This is a genomic window from Citrobacter sp. Cf072 (genome assembly GCF_030334485.1).
Lineage (GTDB): Bacteria > Pseudomonadota > Gammaproteobacteria > Enterobacterales > Enterobacteriaceae > Citrobacter > Citrobacter freundii.
The window spans coordinates 164,633-182,377 of the sequence record NZ_JAOWDX010000046.1 but is presented as its reverse complement, the minus strand read 5'-3'; the positions used below and the strand labels follow the sequence as shown (position 1 = coordinate 182,377).

At 52.3% G+C, this 17,745-nt stretch carries 15 protein-coding genes and 1 riboswitch; of the genes, 7 read left to right on the top strand and 8 right to left on the bottom strand.

Annotated elements, in window-relative coordinates; all coding sequences use genetic code 11:
- Positions 1–74: 74 nt before the first annotated feature.
- Positions 75–2,426 (bottom strand): DNA polymerase II, encoded by a 2,352-nt coding sequence (gene polB, locus OGX66_RS18025; protein ID WP_088902751.1) that lies wholly within the window; start codon positions 2,424–2,426, stop codon positions 75–77.
- A gap of 596 nt (positions 2,427–3,022) precedes the next feature.
- Here polB and OGX66_RS18020 point away from each other — a divergent pair.
- Positions 3,023–3,406 carry a DUF4751 family protein gene (locus OGX66_RS18020; protein WP_048233916.1) on the top strand — a complete coding sequence of 128 codons (384 nt, stop codon included), beginning with the start codon at positions 3,023–3,025 and terminating at the stop codon, positions 3,404–3,406.
- A gap of 40 nt (positions 3,407–3,446) precedes the next feature.
- Here the strand turns inward: OGX66_RS18020 and araD are convergent, their stop codons facing one another.
- The 3 genes from araD to araB all read right to left on the bottom strand — a co-directional run bounded on the left by araD (position 3,447) and on the right by araB (position 7,462).
- Positions 3,447–4,142, bottom strand: coding sequence for an L-ribulose-5-phosphate 4-epimerase (gene araD, locus OGX66_RS18015; protein WP_003018841.1), 696 nt, complete (start codon positions 4,140–4,142; stop codon positions 3,447–3,449).
- 97 nt (positions 4,143–4,239) lie between these two features.
- Positions 4,240–5,742 (bottom strand): L-arabinose isomerase, encoded by a 1,503-nt coding sequence (gene araA / locus OGX66_RS18010; RefSeq protein ID WP_088902750.1) that lies wholly within the window; start codon positions 5,740–5,742, stop codon positions 4,240–4,242.
- Between the two features lie 10 nt (positions 5,743–5,752).
- On the bottom strand, positions 5,753–7,462 hold the full coding sequence (gene araB, locus OGX66_RS18005; RefSeq protein ID WP_088902749.1) for a ribulokinase: 1,710 nt from the start codon (positions 7,460–7,462) through the stop codon (positions 5,753–5,755).
- Positions 7,463–7,801: 339 nt separating this feature from the next.
- On the opposite strand from araB, the gene araC reads away from it, so the two are divergent.
- The 4 genes from araC (at position 7,802) to OGX66_RS17985 (ending at position 11,024) form a co-directional block, all read left to right on the top strand.
- On the top strand, positions 7,802–8,647 hold the full coding sequence (gene araC / locus OGX66_RS18000) for an arabinose operon transcriptional regulator AraC (RefSeq protein ID WP_003018834.1): 846 nt from the start codon (positions 7,802–7,804) through the stop codon (positions 8,645–8,647).
- A gap of 167 nt (positions 8,648–8,814) precedes the next feature.
- On the top strand, positions 8,815–9,660 hold the full coding sequence (locus OGX66_RS17995; protein WP_088902748.1) for a hypothetical protein: 846 nt from the start codon (positions 8,815–8,817) through the stop codon (positions 9,658–9,660).
- A gap of 8 nt (positions 9,661–9,668) precedes the next feature.
- On the top strand, positions 9,669–10,091 hold the full coding sequence (locus tag OGX66_RS17990; RefSeq protein ID WP_075204112.1) for a hypothetical protein: 423 nt from the start codon (positions 9,669–9,671) through the stop codon (positions 10,089–10,091).
- A 165-nt stretch (positions 10,092–10,256) separates the two neighbouring features.
- Positions 10,257–11,024: a DedA family protein gene (locus tag OGX66_RS17985; protein WP_003837398.1), complete on the top strand. Its 768-nt coding sequence runs from the start codon at positions 10,257–10,259 to the stop codon at positions 11,022–11,024.
- Between the two features lie 44 nt (positions 11,025–11,068).
- On the opposite strand, the gene thiQ is transcribed toward OGX66_RS17985, so the two are convergent.
- The 4 genes from thiQ to sgrR form a co-directional block, all read right to left on the bottom strand.
- Positions 11,069–11,767 (bottom strand): thiamine ABC transporter ATP-binding protein ThiQ, encoded by a 699-nt coding sequence (gene thiQ / locus OGX66_RS17980; RefSeq protein ID WP_032937527.1) that lies wholly within the window; start codon positions 11,765–11,767, stop codon positions 11,069–11,071.
- A complete protein-coding gene (gene thiP / locus OGX66_RS17975; RefSeq protein WP_048216839.1) occupies positions 11,751–13,361 on the bottom strand; it encodes a thiamine/thiamine pyrophosphate ABC transporter permease ThiP in 1,611 nt (536 codons plus the stop codon). The genes thiQ and thiP overlap by 17 nt, the downstream gene beginning before the upstream one ends.
- Positions 13,337–14,320: a thiamine ABC transporter substrate binding subunit gene (thiB, locus tag OGX66_RS17970; RefSeq protein WP_032937529.1), complete on the bottom strand. Its 984-nt coding sequence runs from the start codon at positions 14,318–14,320 to the stop codon at positions 13,337–13,339. Before thiB ends, thiP begins: the two co-directional genes overlap by 25 nt.
- A 30-nt stretch (positions 14,321–14,350) precedes the next feature.
- Positions 14,351–14,474, bottom strand: a riboswitch (TPP riboswitch).
- Between the two features lie 33 nt (positions 14,475–14,507).
- Positions 14,508–16,163, bottom strand: a complete 1,656-nt coding sequence (gene sgrR / locus OGX66_RS17965; protein WP_057101879.1) for an HTH-type transcriptional regulator SgrR — start codon at positions 16,161–16,163, stop codon at positions 14,508–14,510.
- Positions 16,164–16,262: 99 nt separating this feature from the next.
- On the opposite strand from sgrR, the gene sgrT reads away from it, so the two are divergent.
- Positions 16,263–16,391 (top strand): glucose uptake inhibitor SgrT, encoded by a 129-nt coding sequence (gene sgrT / locus OGX66_RS17960; RefSeq protein ID WP_003018817.1) that lies wholly within the window; start codon positions 16,263–16,265, stop codon positions 16,389–16,391.
- Between the two features lie 119 nt (positions 16,392–16,510).
- Positions 16,511–17,689: a sugar efflux transporter gene (locus tag OGX66_RS17955; RefSeq protein WP_003837408.1), complete on the top strand. Its 1,179-nt coding sequence runs from the start codon at positions 16,511–16,513 to the stop codon at positions 17,687–17,689.
- The last annotated feature ends 56 nt before the right edge of the window (positions 17,690–17,745 follow it).

Below are 17,745 nucleotides of genomic sequence, written 5' to 3'. Positions count from 1 at the left end.
GTGGCAGCAAGTGTATTGGGGTCCAGGAATGGAAAGGGCGCTATGGTACTGGATGGCGACGGTTTCGTCACGCGTCAAAATAACCCCAGTTGCCCTGTGAGTAGTGTAGCAAAATTATCGTCAATAAAGGGAAGAATTCCCTCGGCAACGGGTTGGATCTGGCGTGTCAGATAATGCTCGTAATCGAGCACAGATAGCTGATAATCAACAGGTTCTGGGCCATTGACCGTCCAGACATATTTTATGGTTCCGCGATTTTGATACTGCGGTGGACGCCCCAGCTTTACATTCTGCTCATCGGCGAGTCGCGCGGCACGCACGTGTGGTGGAACATTGCGCTGGTATTCGCTTAACGGGCGGCGCAGGCGCTTGCGGTACACCAGTTGTTCATCCATTTCACCGGCCATCAGACGGTCAATAGTCTCGCGAACAAACTCCTGATAAGGTTCGTTACGAAAAATTCGCAGGTATAGCTCCTGCTGAAACTGTTGGGCCAGCGGCGTCCAGTCGGTTCGTACCGTTTCCAGTCCCTTAAACACCATACGTTGCTCAGCACAGTCCTGAATCATCCCTGCATAGCGTTTTTTACTGCCGGTATCTGCACCGCGAATGGTCGGCATCAGAAAGCGACAAAAATGGGTTTCAAATTCCAGCTCCAGCGCACTGGTCAGGTTTTGTTGCTTCAGCGACTGCGCCCACCAGTCGTTGACATAGCTCACCAGCTCACGGCCAATCCGGGCGGCATCATCTTCTGAGTGCGCCTTTTTCAGCCAGACAAAGGTCGAGTCGGTATCGCCATAGATAACGTCGTAACCCTGAGCTTCAATCAGCGCTTTGGTCTGGCGCATGATCGCATGGCCGCGCATGGTAATGGACGAGGCCAGTCTCGGGTCGAAAAAGCGACAGGCGGTGGTTCCCAGCACGCCGTAAAATGCGTTCATGATGATTTTCAGCGCCTGCGAGAGCGGCTTATTGCCGCGGCGTTTTGCTTCATCGCGACCATGCCAGATCCGGGTCACGATTTCCGGCAGGCAGTGCTTTTCACGTGAGAACCAGGCGTCAAGGAACCCTTCGGTGCTGTGCTCCGGATCCGGCTGCGCCATTCCTTCGATAAGCCCCACCGGATCGATTAAAAAAGTACGTATTATTGAGGGGTACAGGCTTTTGTAATCCAGCACCAGTACCGAGTCGTATAAGCCGGGGCGCGAGTCCATCACGTAGCCACCGGGGCTGGCGTGAGCGGGGACTTCACCCAGGTTCGGTGCCACATACCCCGCCCGGTGCATTCGTGGCAGGTAGAGATGTCCGAAGGCGGCAACTGAACCACCGTGCCGGTCGACCGGCAGACCGTTGACCGTCGATCGTTCCAGCAGAAATGGCATGATCTCGGTTTTATGAAAAATACGCGTGACCAACTCACAGTCTTTGAGATTGTAGGTGGCGAGCGCGGGCTTATCCTGGGCAAACCGGCGATCGATTTCGTCCATCCTGTCCCAGGGATTATCAATTGACTTCCCTTCGCCCAGTAGCTCCTGCGACACCGTCTCCAGCGAAAATGACGAGAAATTCCAGAATGCGGATTTGAGCGCCTCAATGCCGTCGATAATCAGGCGACCTTTAGCCTGCGCGAAGAACACGCCGTTTTTGAAGCCATGCTCGCGCCACTCCAGCTCGCTATTGTCACGACCAAAACGCAGGGGAATGCGGTAACGTTCGGCGTGCTTTTGCAGGACGCGTAAATCGAATTGCACGACGTTCCAGCCGATTATCACATCAGGATCGTGACGGGCAATCCAGTCATTGAGCTTTTCCAACAACTGCGGGCGGCTTGCAACGTACTCAAGTTCAAAATCCAGCGCAGAGGCGTCACCGTTTGCCGGGCCGAGCATATAGACAATACGCTGCCCACAGCCCTCAAGACCGATGCAGTAGAGTTCGCCGTGGCGCGTGGTTTCGATATCCAGCGATACCCATTTTAGCGGTGGTCGATAGTCAGGGTTCGGCTTCAGGCGGGCATTAACCAGCATGTTGTCATGTCTGTCGCCTTCGACCCAAACAGGGGAGGTGATAAAGCGCTCCATCAGATACCGCTCCGGCGGCCGTACGTCGGCTTCGTAGACGGTGACTGCGTTTTCGCGCAGCAGTTTTTCCAGCCGCATAAGCTGGCGATGTGAGCGGCAATACAGGCCGGAAACGGGCTGGCGGTGGAAGTCTTGCAACTGAAGAGGCGTCAGGCGATAGCCGTTTTCAGTGCGTAATAATGACGTGACGCGAGGAACCTGACTGGTGGGAATAAACGCGACTGACTCCTGAGGCGCAAGCGTGACCTGCAGCGGCCCATCGTCTGTAGCCAGCCAGAATGAGACCTCAGTTCCCTGCGGAGTGTCCCGCCAGTGTCGGGTTAGAATAAAGCCTGCCTGCGCCACGCTGTGTATCCGTCAAAAAGCCAGACACTATTATAGCCTGGTTTACATAATTGTACTGTTATTTTGTACAGTTATTCGGCGTAAGACGCGGTACCCGCTGGAGTAAAAAGCGTCTCTGAGTAAAAAATGTGTTGTGTCAGCCTGGGTTATCTTCGTATTTAATATATGAATATCGTGCCTAAGACGAGTTGCAGTGAACTATTTTATTGGTGTGGCTGTTGTTTTAAATGGCGATTGTCCATCTGGGTTATGTATTGAATTGATATTATAAAGTCCATTATCGGATGTTTGCTGTTTTTCGGATTTGTGCTTATTTATTTTTGCTACATCTTTCTCGGATTCAGGAAAATTTACTTTTTTTATTTGTGTTTATTAATGGTTGATGTAAAGATTTTATTCGAAGCATCCGGATATGAGTTTGAAATATAATATATATTTAATTGTGTTTATTGCCGAATAGAAACGGATTTTCAGTTCGAATTCGTCGGGAATCTCTCTGTAGAATTTGGTTTTTATCTCGGGATATAATTTATTTTCAGCTTACTGTTCGGGTGCTTCTTAATACATATCCGGGAAAGTGATGAAATGGAGTTTTTATGAATGTTTATACTCAGGCAATTTTGCCTGGATACCAGCACTATCTATTTGTTAATACTCAGCTATCAAACCCAGTAATTAAAGCTGTGAGCAAATATATTGAGTACAAAACATGGACCGGACAAATTTGGCGGACTGAAATAATTGAAAGTGGAAACGCTTTTTTTCACTGGCAGGGGCATGACAGAAGAAATGGTCATCGTGATACGGTAATTAATTATTTGTTGTGTGGGCAGAAATGGCAGTCAACGATAACAGATTATATTTTCTTCCATTCACTGGAAGGAGAGGAAACTCATGGGAATTATGACAATGTGATTGAGTATGTTTCTTCTAATAACTGTGTTTATCAAAGTGCTTTTGCTGAATATATAGCCGAGTAGAAATAAAGCGCGCGACGATCAAAACGCGCTTATATAAAGGTTACTGCCCGTAGTAGGCTTTAGCACCGTGTTTACGCAGGTAATGCTTATCTAACAGGGTTTGTTGCATATCTGGCAATTGCGGCGCGAGCTGGCGACAGAAGATCCCCATGTAGGCGACTTCTTCCAGCACGATGGCGTTATGCACCGCATCTTCGGCATTTTTTCCCCAGGCAAACGGACCGTGAGAGTGCACTAGCACGCCAGGCATCTGCGCGGCGTCAATACCTTGTTTCTCAAAGGTTTCAACGATCACATTGCCGGTTTCCCATTCATATTCGCCGTTGATTTCTTCGTCGGTCATTTTCCGTGTGCAGGGAATCGAACCGTAGAAATAGTCCGCATGGGTGGTACCCGTGGCCGGAATCGACTGACCCGCCTGCGCCCAGATGGTTGCATGACGCGAATGGGTGTGAACAATGCCGCCAATGGTCGGGAATGCCTGATACAGCAGTCGGTGCGTTGGGGTATCGGAAGAGGGCTTCTTCTGGCCTTCGACTACTTCACCCGTGGCGATACTGACAACAACCATATCGTCTGCGGTCATGACGCTGTAATCGACACCGGAAGGTTTAATCACAAACACGCCGCGCTCGCGATCGACGGCGCTGACATTCCCCCAGGTCAGGGTGACCAGATTGTGCTTAGGCAACGCCAGATTGGCTTCCAGTACTTGACGTTTAAGATCTTCTAGCATGTTAACTCCTGAATGCCGGATGGCGCTTCGCTTATCCGGCCTACGGTGATTTGTAGGCCCGGTAAATGAAATGCCACCGGGCAATCCGTTTCGACAATTAACGTTTGAACCCGTAATACACTTCGTTCCAGCGCAGCGCGTCCTTAAAGGCCGGCAGGCGGGTATCGTTATCGATCACCGCGATCTCGATATCGTGCATTTCAGCGAACTGGCGCATATCGTTCAGATCCAGCGCGTGGCTGAACACGGTGTGGTGCGCGCCGCCGGCCAGGATCCAGGCTTCAGATGCGGTTGGCAGATCCGGTTGAGCTTTCCACAGCGCGTTAGCTACAGGCAGTTTCGGCAGTGAGTGCGGTGTTTGTACCGTGTCGATGCAGTTAACCAGCAGGCGAAAACGATCGCCGAGATCGATCAGGCTGGCAACCACGGCCGGGCCGGTTTTGGTGTTGAAGATCAGACGGGCGGGATCGTCTTTACCACCAATACCGAGGTGCTGTACGTCGAGGATCGGTTTCTCTTCCACCGCGATGGACGGGCAAACTTCCAGCATGTGCGAACCGAGTACCAGATCGTTGCCTTTCTCGAAGTGGTAGGTGTAATCCTCCATAAATGAGGTGCCGCCCTGCAGACCGGTTGACATCACCTTCATGATGCGAAGCAGAGCGGCGGTTTTCCAGTCGCCTTCGCCCGCAAAGCCATAGCCTTGCTGCATCAGACGCTGTACGGCCAGACCCGGAAGCTGTTTCAGGCCGTGTAAATCTTCAAATGTGGTGGTGAAGGCGTGGAATCCACCCTGTTCCAGGAAGCGCTTCATCCCCAGTTCAATACGGGCAGCTTCCAGGACGTTCTGACGTTTTTCACCGTGGACTTGCGTCGCCGCCGTCATGGTGTAAGTGCTTTCATACTCATCGATTAGCGCGTTGATTTCGCCGTCGTTAATTGCGTTCACGACCTGCACCAGATCGCCCACGGCCCAGGTGTTTACCGAGAAGCCGAACTTGATCTGCGCAGCGACTTTATCGCCATCTGTGACCGCAACTTCGCGCATGTTGTCGCCAAAGCGGCAGACTTTCAGGTGGCGGGTATCCTGTTTGGACACGGCCTGGCGCATCCAGGAGCCAATGCGTTCATGCGCTTGTTTATCCTGCCAGTGACCGGTGACCACGGCATGCTGCTGACGCATACGTGCGCCGATGAAGCCGAACTCACGACCGCCGTGCGCAGTCTGGTTCAGGTTCATAAAGTCCATATCAATGCTGTTCCACGGCAGGGCGGCGTTGAACTGGGTGTGGAACTGCATCAGCGGTTTGTTGAGGATAGTCAGGCCGTTAATCCACATTTTGGCCGGGGAGAAGGTATGCAGCCAGACCACCATCCCTGCACAGCGATCGTCGTAGTTAGCGTCACGACAGATAGCGGTAATCTCGTCAGGGGAAGTTCCCAGCGGCTTTAATACCAGCTTACAGGGCAGTTTGGCTTCAGTATTCAGTGCGTTAACGACGTGCTCCGCATGTTGGGTTACCTGACGCAGGGTTTCAGGGCCATACAGATGCTGGCTACCAATCACAAACCACACTTCATAGTTATCAAAAATCGTCATTGTCGTGTCCTTAATGTGTCAGGGTTGCCAGGTCTACCGGGGCTTGTTGCGCCGGAGCGGCAGTCGGAAGGTATTGTTGTTCAGCGCTTACCGCCCACTGCTGATAGCGGCGGTAGAGTTGTTCAAAACGTTGAGCCTGCTCTGGGCGAGGTTGCAGCGTGTTTTCCACGGCGCTTGCCATTTGCTGCTGAGCGGCTGGGATATCCGCGTGTACTTTCGCGGCAACGGCAGCGAAGATAGCCGCACCGAGTGCGCAGCACTGGTCTGAAGCGACAATCTGTAGCGGGCGGTTCAGCACGTCACAGCAGGCCTGCATGATGACCGGGTTCTTGCGCGCGATACCGCCAAGCGCCATTACGTTGTTAACCGCAATGCCTTGTTCGGTGAAGCATTCCATAATGGCGCGTGCGCCAAAGGCCGTGGCGGCAATCAGCCCACCGAACAGCGCTGGCGCGTCAGTTGCCAGGTTCAGATCGGTAATTACCCCTTTCAAACGCTGGTTGGCATTGGGCGTACGGCGACCGTTGAACCAGTCGAGCACCACCGGGAGATGCTCCAGTGATGGATTTTTCGCCCAGGCTTCAGTGAGTGCAGGCAGCAGCTGTTTTTGACTGGCTTTAATCTGGGGCTGCAGTTCCGGATGCTGTGCGGCAAGCTGTTCCAGAGGCCAGCTCAGCACGCGGCTAAACCAGGCATAGATATCACCGAATGCAGACTGGCCAGCTTCGAGGCCAATAAAATCAGGTACTACGCTGCCATCAACCTGGCCGCATATGCCTTTCACCGCGCGTTCGCCGACGCTGTGCTTGTCGGCAATCAGAATGTCGCAGGTCGACGTGCCGATGACTTTCACCAGCGCGTTAGGCTGTGCGCCTGCGCCAACCGCGCCCATATGGCAGTCAAAAGCACCGCCTGCAATCACCACGCTTTCCGGTAGCCCCAGGCGCTGTGCCCACTCGGCGCACAGGGTGCCAACCGGCAGATCCGCGGTGAAGGTATTGGTAAACATTGGGTATTGCAGATGGCGGTTGAGGATGGGGTCGAGTTCGTCAAAGAAACTGGCTGGCGGCAGACCACCCCAGCTTTCATGCCACAGGGATTTATGTCCGGCGCTGCAGCGACCGCGACGAATATCCTGTGGGCGTACGGTGTTGGAGAGCAGGGCCGGAACCCAATCGCATAGCTCAATCCACGAGACCGCAGCTTCGGCTACCGCATGGTCCTGACGAGTTACATGCAGGATTTTGGCCCAGAACCATTCGCTGGAATAAATGCCGCCGATATAGCGGGAGTAATCGATCTTGCCCGGTGTGTGGCACAGGCGGGTGATTTCTTCAGCTTCTTCTACTGAGGTGTGATCTTTCCACAGGACAAACATTGCATTCGGGTTTTCCGCGAACTCCGGACGCAGTGCCAGTACGTTACCGTCTGCATCGATGGGCGCCGGGGTTGAGCCGGTACTGTCAACGCCGATCCCGACCACTTCCGCGCGCTGTTCAGCGCTCAGTTCGGCCAATACGGTTTTCAGCGCCGCTTCCATGGATTCAATGTAGTCGCGCGGATGATGGCGAAACTGGTTGTTTGGGCCATCGCAATACTGCCCTTCCTGCCAACGTGGATACCACTCAACGCTGGTGGCGATCTCTTCGCCGGTGGCACATTCCACCGCCAAAGCGCGTACTGAATCACTACCAAAATCGAGGCCAATTGCAATCGCCATCGTCTTACTCCATCCAAAAATACGGGTATGGATAAACAGTAGTGAGTAGCGATAAAAACCGTCAGGCAGGATCCGCTAATCTTATGGATTAAAATGCTGTGGCATCACAAAGTGTGACGCTGTGCAAATAATCAATGTGGACATTTCTGCCGTAGTTATAGACACTTTTGTTAGCCGATTTTGACGTTGGCGTAGTACATGTTTTTTACAAAGAGCTTTTCACAAGCGGGATTGGTGGTCCATTACCGCAAATACAGCGGCCCGCAGGGGCGACAGCGATGATGTCTGGCGTAATATGGACAAATTGTTTCTTGGCAGGACATAGGGAGTATTGAAATTATGGCTGAAACGCAAAACGATCCCCTGTTGCCAGGTTATTCGTTTAACGCGCATTTGGTGGCCGGATTAACCCCCATTGAGGCGAACGGATACCTGGATTTTTTTATCGACAGGCCGCTGGGTATGAAGGGTTATATCCTCAATCTCACCATCCGTGGCGAAGGGGTTATCAATAATCAGGGCAAGCAGTTTGTCTGCCGGCCTGGCGATATTCTGTTGTTTCCACCAGGAGAAATTCACCACTACGGACGCCACCCTGACGCCAGCGAGTGGTATCACCAGTGGGTTTACTTTCGCCCGCGCGCCTACTGGCAGGAGTGGCTGACCTGGCCAGCCATTTTTGCCCAGACCGGTTTTTTTCGCCCGGATGAAGCGCATCAGCCGCATTTTAACGAGCTGTTTGGGCAGATAATTAACGCCGGGCAGGGAGAAGGTCGTTATTCTGAACTGCTGGCGATTAATTTACTGGAACAGTTGTTGCTCCGACGTATGGAAGCCATCAATGAATCGCTACACCCGCCCATGGACAACCGCGTCCGCGATGCCTGCCAGTACATCAGCGATCACCTGGCGGACAGCAATTTTGATATCGCCAGCGTCGCGCAGCACGTCTGCCTGTCGCCTTCCCGTTTGTCGCATCTGTTCCGTCAGCAGTTAGGTATCAGCGTATTAAGCTGGCGCGAGGACCAGCGCATCAGCCAGGCGAAGCTATTACTGAGTACCACACGTATGCCCATTGCCACCGTAGGTCGCAATGTTGGCTTTGACGACCAGCTCTATTTCTCTCGTGTTTTCAAAAAATGTACCGGCGCCAGTCCGAGCGAGTTTCGCGCTGGATGTGAATAAATTTATTATGTAGCGCTGGGAGTATTCAACTTCTTTCAGCGCCTTAAAATTTGGCATCTAAAATAAGTTGTAATTTTGTGATGAATAGATATCTATAAAAAATAAGAAATTAGCATTTGTTTGATAAAATTATTCTTGCTATAAACCACCTGTCAAGGAGGTTTTAAATGAGTAAGCGATTTGATATTACTGATGGGACTTTTGCAACCACTAAAAAAAATGGTTTAATTTATACAGAAGAGCTGGGATGGATTGATTTAGGTCATGCTCAGGGTGATGATGCCAGATTCTTAAAGAAAAAACTTGAGCAAGAACAGTGGGCAAAATATTATAATGAGTTCAATGATTGGTACTTCCCGGTAAACTATTATCAAGAAATGGGAAAAGGGAAAAATTTATTTGGGGTAAACTTTACTTTTCATACTGGTGTACATACTCAAGTTATGGTTCGTGCTTGTCTTTCTCCAGTGCTTAAGGCACGAGTGGCTTTGACTATTATGTATGGGACGGCAAAACGATTCGAAGCATGGCAGAACTCTATCCTTTTCAACTGGTACACGGATAGTGGATTTAGTGTGGAGGATTTGGTTTCTGATTTAGTCGGCTTTTATCGTGTTTTTGGTACGGGACCAGACCCATTGTGGCGAGCAAAACCTGTATCCTATGAAACGGCCATACAGATATGGGATGCTCATGATCCAATCGGTACTTTTAAAAATAGAGATTTTTTTCCGTATTTATTTTCGACAAAACCACCATTCAGATATGGTGAGCCTATCAAAAAAAATCTCCCAGAGTGGTTGAGTTATATAAAACCATTAGATAATTCATTTTCAGGTTTATTGTACAATCAGTTTAATAATAATCCTGTTGGCGACTTTTTTAAGGAAAAAAATAGATTGAATCATGAGCTTTATGGTACGTTTTCAATTTCTGATACACTGGGTTATGCTGACTCGCCTTTTGATAGACCATCTTTTTTTCTGCTTCATCCTCATTCTCCACTTAAGTGAGTAGAGAGATGAGAAAATATGCTCTATTTATTTCTTCATTATTTCTGCTATCCCCTTTGGCGTTCTATGGTTGGTTTGTTTTGACATCGGGAGAACATCATTACAAGCGAGATGATATTTTCTCATACTGGCTATATACGCCTGATACGCTAAAAAGCATACCATTAATATCAGAAGATATTGATTATAACTATGATTATGATTTAGATGAACAGCGAACACTAGTCATAATAACATGGCATCATGTTAAGGATGTTGCTGAAAAAAAAACAGTCTTACGTGATTTTCTACAACAACTCGGTTCTTCAATAAAATATGATTGCTTATGGATTTATCACGATCCTAATGATTTCTCCAGTAATTATCACCGTTATTGCGTCTACCAAAAATCAGATATCCTCGAACTGGAGTTCGTTGAGAGGGTGAAGTGACGCAAAGTGTGTTCCTGAGCATCCTAATTACGCTGGATGTGAATAAAAAGTGAATGATGTATCCTGAAAGTTGTCATAACTCGCAATCTATTCAGACAATTGATGGCTTGACGAAGTTGAGAGGGGTTATCAAAATCCCTGCTTCGTAAATTTGACGGACACATTATGCAAGCATTGCTGGAACACTTTATTCTCCAGTCCGCCCTGTACTCTCTGATCGCCGTACTTCTGGTGGCTTTTTTGGAGTCGCTGGCGCTGGTTGGCCTGATTCTACCCGGGACCGTGATGATGGCGGGGCTGGGGGCGCTGATTGGCAGCGGCGAACTGAACTTCTGGCATGCCTGGCTTGCGGGCATTATAGGTTGCTTATTGGGGGACTGGATCTCTTTTTGGCTGGGCTGGCGCTTTAAAAAGCCATTGCACCGTTGGTCGTTCATGAAAAAGAACAAGGCGTTGCTGGATAAAACCGAGCACGCCCTGCATCAGCACAGCATGTTTACTATTCTGGTGGGGCGTTTTGTCGGACCGACGCGTCCGCTGGTGCCGATGGTAGCAGGCATGCTGGATCTGCCTGTCGCTAAATTTATCGTCCCGAATATTATCGGCTGCGTGCTGTGGCCACCGTTCTACTTCCTGCCGGGGATCCTGGCGGGAGCGGCAATTGATATTCCTTCTGATATGCAGAGCGGGGATTTCAAATGGTTGCTGCTGGCGACGGCGGTGTTGCTCTGGGTTGGCGGCTGGTTTTGCTGGCGGCTATGGCGCAGTGGCAAAGCGGCTGTCGATCGCTTAACGGCGTATTTCCCCCGCAGCCGTTTGCTGTATCTGGCGCCGTTGACGCTCGGGATCGGTGTGGTTGCGTTGGTGGCGTTACTGCGCCATCCGCTGATGCCGGTGTATATCGATATTCTGCGCAAAGTGGTGGGTTACTGACGATTCCTTTGCCGGATGGCGGCTTCGCCTTATCCGGCAACTCATTATGCTTTAATGCCCAATAGCGCCGAGGCGCTAGCGTTGCCGCTTAACAGATCGTCCGTATCGCCCTGCCAGGCGATGCGCCCGTCGGCGACCACAATCGAGCGGGGCGCAATTCGCGCCGCATCTTCTACGCTGTGGGAAACCATCAGTAACGTCAGTTGCTTCTCGCGACAGACTTCGGCCACCAGCGTTAGCATCTCCTGGCGCAGCGCGGGATCAAGTGCAGAGAACGGTTCATCAAGCAGTAAAATAGGTTGTTCCCGCACCAGACAACGCGCCAGCGCCACGCGCTGCCGCTGTCCGCCGGAAAGCTCACCGGGGAGGCGTTCCAGCAGAGAGTCGATCCCCATTTGCTGGGCGATGTGGAGTATTTTCTCCCGCTGCGATGCGTTAAGCTTCAATCCAGGATTCAGGCCCAGGCCGATATTTTGCTGTACGCTCAGATGGCTGAACAGGTTGTTTTCCTGAAACAGCATAGAAACAGGACGGCGCGAGGGTGGTGTCGTGGTGTGATCTTCACCGTCAATCACCATGTTACCGCTGGCAGGCGTGAGAAAGCCGGCAATCAGATTCAGCAGCGTACTTTTCCCGGCGCCGCTGGGCCCGAGTATCGCTATCTGCTCACCGCGCGCGACCGACAGCGTAAAGCGCATGGGCAGATGGTGATAAAGCCATGTGATATCAATCAGTTTTAACATTTCGACCCGGCAATTTCTCAATAACGGTAAACAGCGTAAAGCACAGGATCAGCAGTAATAACGCCGTAACTGCGCCATCCTGACTGCGATAAGAGCCAATCTGCTGATATAAATAAAACGGCAGGGTGCGGAAATCCTCATTACCAAATAACGCCACTACGCCAAAATCGCCAATCGACAGCACGCAGGCAAACGCCATCGCCTGTGCCAGCGGGCGCTTCAGGGCGCGCAGTTCAACCACTTTCAGGCGCGACCATCCCTCAATGCCCAACGATTGGCACAACATACTATAGCGCGCAGTGACGTCACGCATTGGGTTTTCCAGCACCTTCAATGCATAAGGGATCGCCATCAGCGCATTGGTAAAAATGACAATGCCGTCGGCAGATTCGGGAAGCCCAATAGTGTTATTGAGCAGCAGAAAGAAGCCGGTTGCCAGCACGATACCCGGCATGGCGAGGATCATCATGCCGCTCAGTTCCAGCATCTGACCTGCCAGCACCTGCTGTCGTGCACGAAGTTCACGACTGCTCCATAACAGCATCATGGTGAGTATGACGCATAACGCTCCTGCTGCTAATGCGATGCGCAGCGAGGTTCCCAGCGCCTGCCACAGCACTGGCTGCATCAGTACATCCAGAACATGGCGGTTTAAGCCATCGACAATCACCGCCAGCAGCGGCGGCAGCAACAGCAACAGGGCCAGAATAATCAGGATTGCGTCAGTCAGTCGGCTGTGCAGGCGATCGTCAGGATCGCGCCAGCCTTGTACCAGGGTAGCACCGGGAGCAATCGCGCGGCTCAGACGTTGACTGAGAAGCACAAGCGCCAAACAACAAACCATCTGGATCAACGCCAGCATGGCTGCGCGGGCAGGATCGTAATCAAAATTCAGCGCCTGATAGATAGCCAGCTCGATGGTCGTGGCCTGTGGCCCGCCGCCCAGCGACAGAACGGTGGCGAAGCTGGCGAAGCACAGCATAAAGATGAGTGCTGCGACGGGCAAGATCTGACGACGCAGCCACGGCCATTCAACAAAACGGAAGAAATGCCAGCCACGCATACCCAACTGAGCGGCTAACTGCCGCTGTTCGCCGGGAATACTCTCCAGCGATTGTAACAGCAGGCGGCTGGCCATCGGCAGATTGAAAAAGACGTGAGCCAGCAGAATGCCCTGCAAACCGTAAGGCGAAAAGGTCCATTCCAGCCCGAAGACATGCCAGAGTGAGGCCAGCCAGCCCTGACGACCATAGACGCTAAGAATACCGAAGACCGCGACCAGCACCGGCAGGATTAATGTCATGGCGCACAGGCGCAGCAGCGCCAGACGTCCTGGAAAACGGCGGCGATAGAGCGCTCTGGCAAGGAAAATCGCCGGGACAACCGACAGCACAGCGGATAGAAAAGCCTGCCAGAAAGAAAAGCGCACCACGTGCCACAGGTAGTCATCTTGCCACAGCGAGAACCACTCTCCCTGTGGGGCGTTAAACCACAGTGCCAGAAACGCGGCCAGGGCAACGGCCACCATCAGCGTGGCGGCGGTAAGCCCTGGAACCAGCCAGCCGGGGATTAACGGCTGACGGCGCGTTGCCATTCGCTAATCCATGCCTGACGTTGAGCCGCAACCTGCTGTGGCGTAAATTCCAGCGCGGTGGTCGGTTTATTCAGTTGCTCGAATCCTGACGGCAGGGCGACTTGCGTCACGGGATACATCCAGTTGCCGGTCGGAATCGCATTCTGGAATGCCGGAGACACCATGAACTTCAGGAATTTCTCGGCCAGTTCCGGCTGCTTGCTGGCCGCGGTGCGGGCGGCGACTTCCACCTGCAAATAGTGGCCTTCACTAAAATTAGCGGCGGCGTAGTTGTCTTTTTTCTCGGCGATGATGTGATAGGCCGGAGAGGTGGTGTAGCTGAGCACCAGATCGCTTTCACCTTTCAGGAACAGGCCGTAGGCTTCGCTCCAGCCCTTGGTGACGGTGACGGTTTTGGCTGCCAGTTTCTGCCACGCCTCTGGCGCTTTATCACCATAGACTTTCTGCATCCATAGCAGCAGACCCAGACCTGGCGTGCTGGTGCGTGGATCCTGATAAATGACGCGCCATTTTTGGTCGCTCTCTACCAGTTCTTTCAGGCTTTTGGGCGGATTCTTCAGCTTGTTCTTATCATAAACGAAGGCGAAATAACCGTAGTCAAACGGCACGAAGGTATCGTTTTTCCAGCCGCCGGGTACGTTAACGGTGTCGTTGGCTACACCACTTTTGGCAAACAGTTTGGTTTGTGTGGCGGCTTCCAGAAGGTTGTTATCCAGACCCAGCACGACGTCGGCTTTGCTGTTTTTTCCTTCCATGCGCAGGCGGTTAAGCAGCGAGACGCCATCTTCCAGCGCGACCAGTTTCAGCTCGCAATTGCAGTCAGCTTCAAAGGCTTTTTTGATTGTTGGGCCCGGGCCCCAGTCAGCTGCGAACGAGTCGTAGGTATAGACGGTCAGTACAGGTTTGGCGAAGACAGGCGCTGCGCACAGCAGTAAAAGCGGAAGACATTTTTTAAACACTTTGCACCTCAAGAGTTGGGTGGCAAAGGACTTGAGATAAGCCTCAAATCCCTTCGCCGGCATTATCCGGATCAGGTTCGACGGGTATCTCTCAGCCCATACGCAGATCGAATGATTTTGTGTATGTTTTTATTTAGCACCCCGTTGAGAACGGCGTTAGTGTAATGATTTTGTTGCTTAGCAGCAATTAAGGATCCGGCGGAGCAAACCACGCCGATTTAAAATCAAACCAGCCGAGGGTATTCATGCGCAGCCCGCGCATACTGCGCTGTCCCTGAATGATCAGCCAGTGGTGGATTAATGGCACAATGGCCTTTGTGGCGAGCAGCTGTTGGCACCATGCTGCCAGGCTCATTTCGCCCGTTCGCCAGCGAGCCGCATCGTTTTCCCAGTCCCGCGAGATACAGTTTTGCAGCAACGGGACTTCGCACAAATGGGCGAACAGTGAGAAGTCGAGCGGTAGGGTAAAGTTGGCGCTGTTGAGCCAGATATCGCTGACGATTTCACCTGCATGCCATTGATCGTAGTCGATCTCCTGAATATTCAACTGCACCTGATGCTGCGCGAGCAATGTTTTCATGATCTGCGCGATAATTCGGTGTTCGATGTGATCGCGATAGTAAGTGATAGTCAGCGTTTCCAGCCCGGCGGGTTTTTCACCATGGCCGGGTTTTGCGTGATGCCAGCGGGGGAGTAAACCATACGCGGGAAACCACAGTCGCTGGTACTGTTCGTCGGCGTGGCAGATTAAATTCGTTGGCGAGAGAATGCGGCTTACCCATTCGCGGACCTCCTGGTTAGCGCCACGGTGGCTACGCGCATCAAACAGCAGGTAGTAGCAACCTTCTTCGAGGCGGCTTTCGATCGCCTTTTCATCCTCTGTGGGACCTTTTAGCGTCAACCCGCCGCCAGGCTCTTCTCCGATGTCAGGTAATACCCAAACGTTAACTTCATCGATCAGGGCCCTGTAGCCAAAGTAATCATCAAATGCATGAATTTTCAGTTGGTTATTGGTGTTTCGTATTACCGCATACGGACCGGTACCAATCGGGTGACTGGAGAAGTTGTTTAGCGTTTCCCATTCTCGCGGCAGGATCATGGCGGGGACCTGCCCCAATAGCCAGGGAAGCCAGCGGTCTGGCTGGGCCAGATGGATATCCAGCGTCCAGGCCGTGGGAGAGACGATCTGCGTGATGTGTGAGTACAGCGGCAGGCTGTTAATGCGCATCAGTGAGGCGATAACATCTGCCATTTCCAGCTCGCGGCCATGATGAAAATGGATCCCCGGACGCAGGAAGAATCGCCAGTGTAAAGGTGAAATTTGCTGCCAGTGATGGGCAATGTCCGCTTCCAGTTCCCCATTTTCCTCATTTACCCGAATTAAGGCGCTGAAGATTTGCCGGGCGATATGGGTTTCGGAGCGGCGTAATGCCGTGCCGGGGAGCAGGTTGTGCATGGGGCGGTAATAGAGAACGCGCATGATATGCCGACCCTGGCGAAAGCTGCGACCCAGATGGGAGACCAGCATTTGCCGTACGGCCGTTTTGTCACCGACCAGTTGCACCAGTTGATCGATGCGATCCTGTTCCAGTAGGTCTTCCGCGCGCTGCTGCTGGAGCGCCAGCCCGGTATAGAGGAATGTCAGGCGCGAGCGTTTACCTCGTCCAACTTCAGCTTCCCACGTTAACCAGCCGCGATCCTGCATGGTATTAAGCAGCGTACGCATATGGCGGCGCGAGCAGCTCAGCAGATCCGCCAGCTCGTTGAGCGTCGTGTCTTGCGCTTTGCCGTCACAGCATTGCCACAGACGGATGAACTGTTGTTGCAAACGACCAGAAGACATAAAAGGGGAACTCCTGCGGAAAACTCAGCAATTTTATAATCCCTATATTAAGCCAATAATAGATTCCGATGAAGCGATGAGACAACGAAGGGGTCATCTATGCGTCAGTTCTGGTTGAAGTACTTTACCACGACGGAAAAATCGTCCTGGTTGGCTTGCCTGAGCGCACCGCAGCGCTTAAAGATGCTCGAAGAGCTGATGCAGTGGGAGATGACATCTGACTCCTGAATTGGAAATTGCAGACATCATGTGTGACTGAGTATTGGTGCAGGATACAGCCTCGTTCACCCGCCAGCAGGTATTATCTGCTGGCTTTTTTCGTTTCAGCTGCGCTTAAAAGGAAAGATATGCTCTGGATTATGACCATGGGACGGCGCCTCAACGGCGTTTACGCGGCATTTATGCTGGTCGCTTTTATGATGGGCGTGGCGGGGGCATTGCAGGCACCCACCCTGAGTCTGTTCCTGAGCCGTGAAGTCGGGGCGCAGCCATTTTGGGTCGGGCTGTTTTACACCGTCAATGCGATTGTCGGGATCGTCGTCAGCCTTGGCCTCGCGAAACGATCCGACAGCCAGGGCGATCGGCGCAAGCTGATCATGTTTTGCTGCCTGATGGCGATTGGCAATGCGCTGCTGTTTGCCTTTAATCGCCACTATCTAACGCTGATCACCTGCGGTGTGCTGCTGGCCTCGCTGGCGAACACCGCCATGCCGCAGCTGTTTGCGCTGGCGCGAGAATATGCTGATAACTCCGCGCGTGAAGTGGTGATGTTTAGCTCGGTGATGCGTGCGCAGCTTTCGTTGGCCTGGGTGATAGGACCGCCACTGGCATTCATGCTGGCGCTGAATTACGGCTTTACGGCGATGTTTTCCATTGCCGCAGGGATTTTTGCCATTAGCCTGGTGCTGATTGCGCTGATACTGCCGTCTGTCGCGCGGGTGGAGCAGCCTGTAGACGTGCCGCTGGAACAGACCGGCGGTTGGCAGGACAAAAATGTGCGTATGTTGTTTATTGCCTCCACGCTGATGTGGACCTGCAACACCATGTACATCATTGATATGCCACTGTGGATAAGTCTTGAACTTGGCTTGCCGGACAAGCTGGCCGGGATCCTGATGGGGACGGCGGCTGGGCTGGAAATTCCGGCGATGATTCTGGCAGGCTATTACGTGAAGCGCTTTGGTAAACGGCGAATGATGATCGCGGCCGTAGCGGCAGGCGTGCTGTTTTATATTGGTTTGATCTTCTTTCACAGCCGTATGGCGCTGCTGGTGCTGCAACTGTTTAACGCGGTATTTATCGGTATTATCGCCGGGATAGGCATGCTGTGGTTTCAGGATCTGATGCCGGGACGTGCGGGGTCAGCGACCACATTATTTACCAACAGTATTTCAACGGGAGTCATTCTGGCAGGGGTGATTCAGGGGGCAGTTGCGCAAAGCTATGGTCACTATGCCGTCTATTGGGTGATTGCGGTGATTTCGGTGGTTACGCTGTGGATGACCGGGCGGGTGAAGGACGTTTAGTCCGGCGCAGTCCTGGCGTCGTAGTGCCCGGCCTGGCGATATTTTGCATTAGTTTT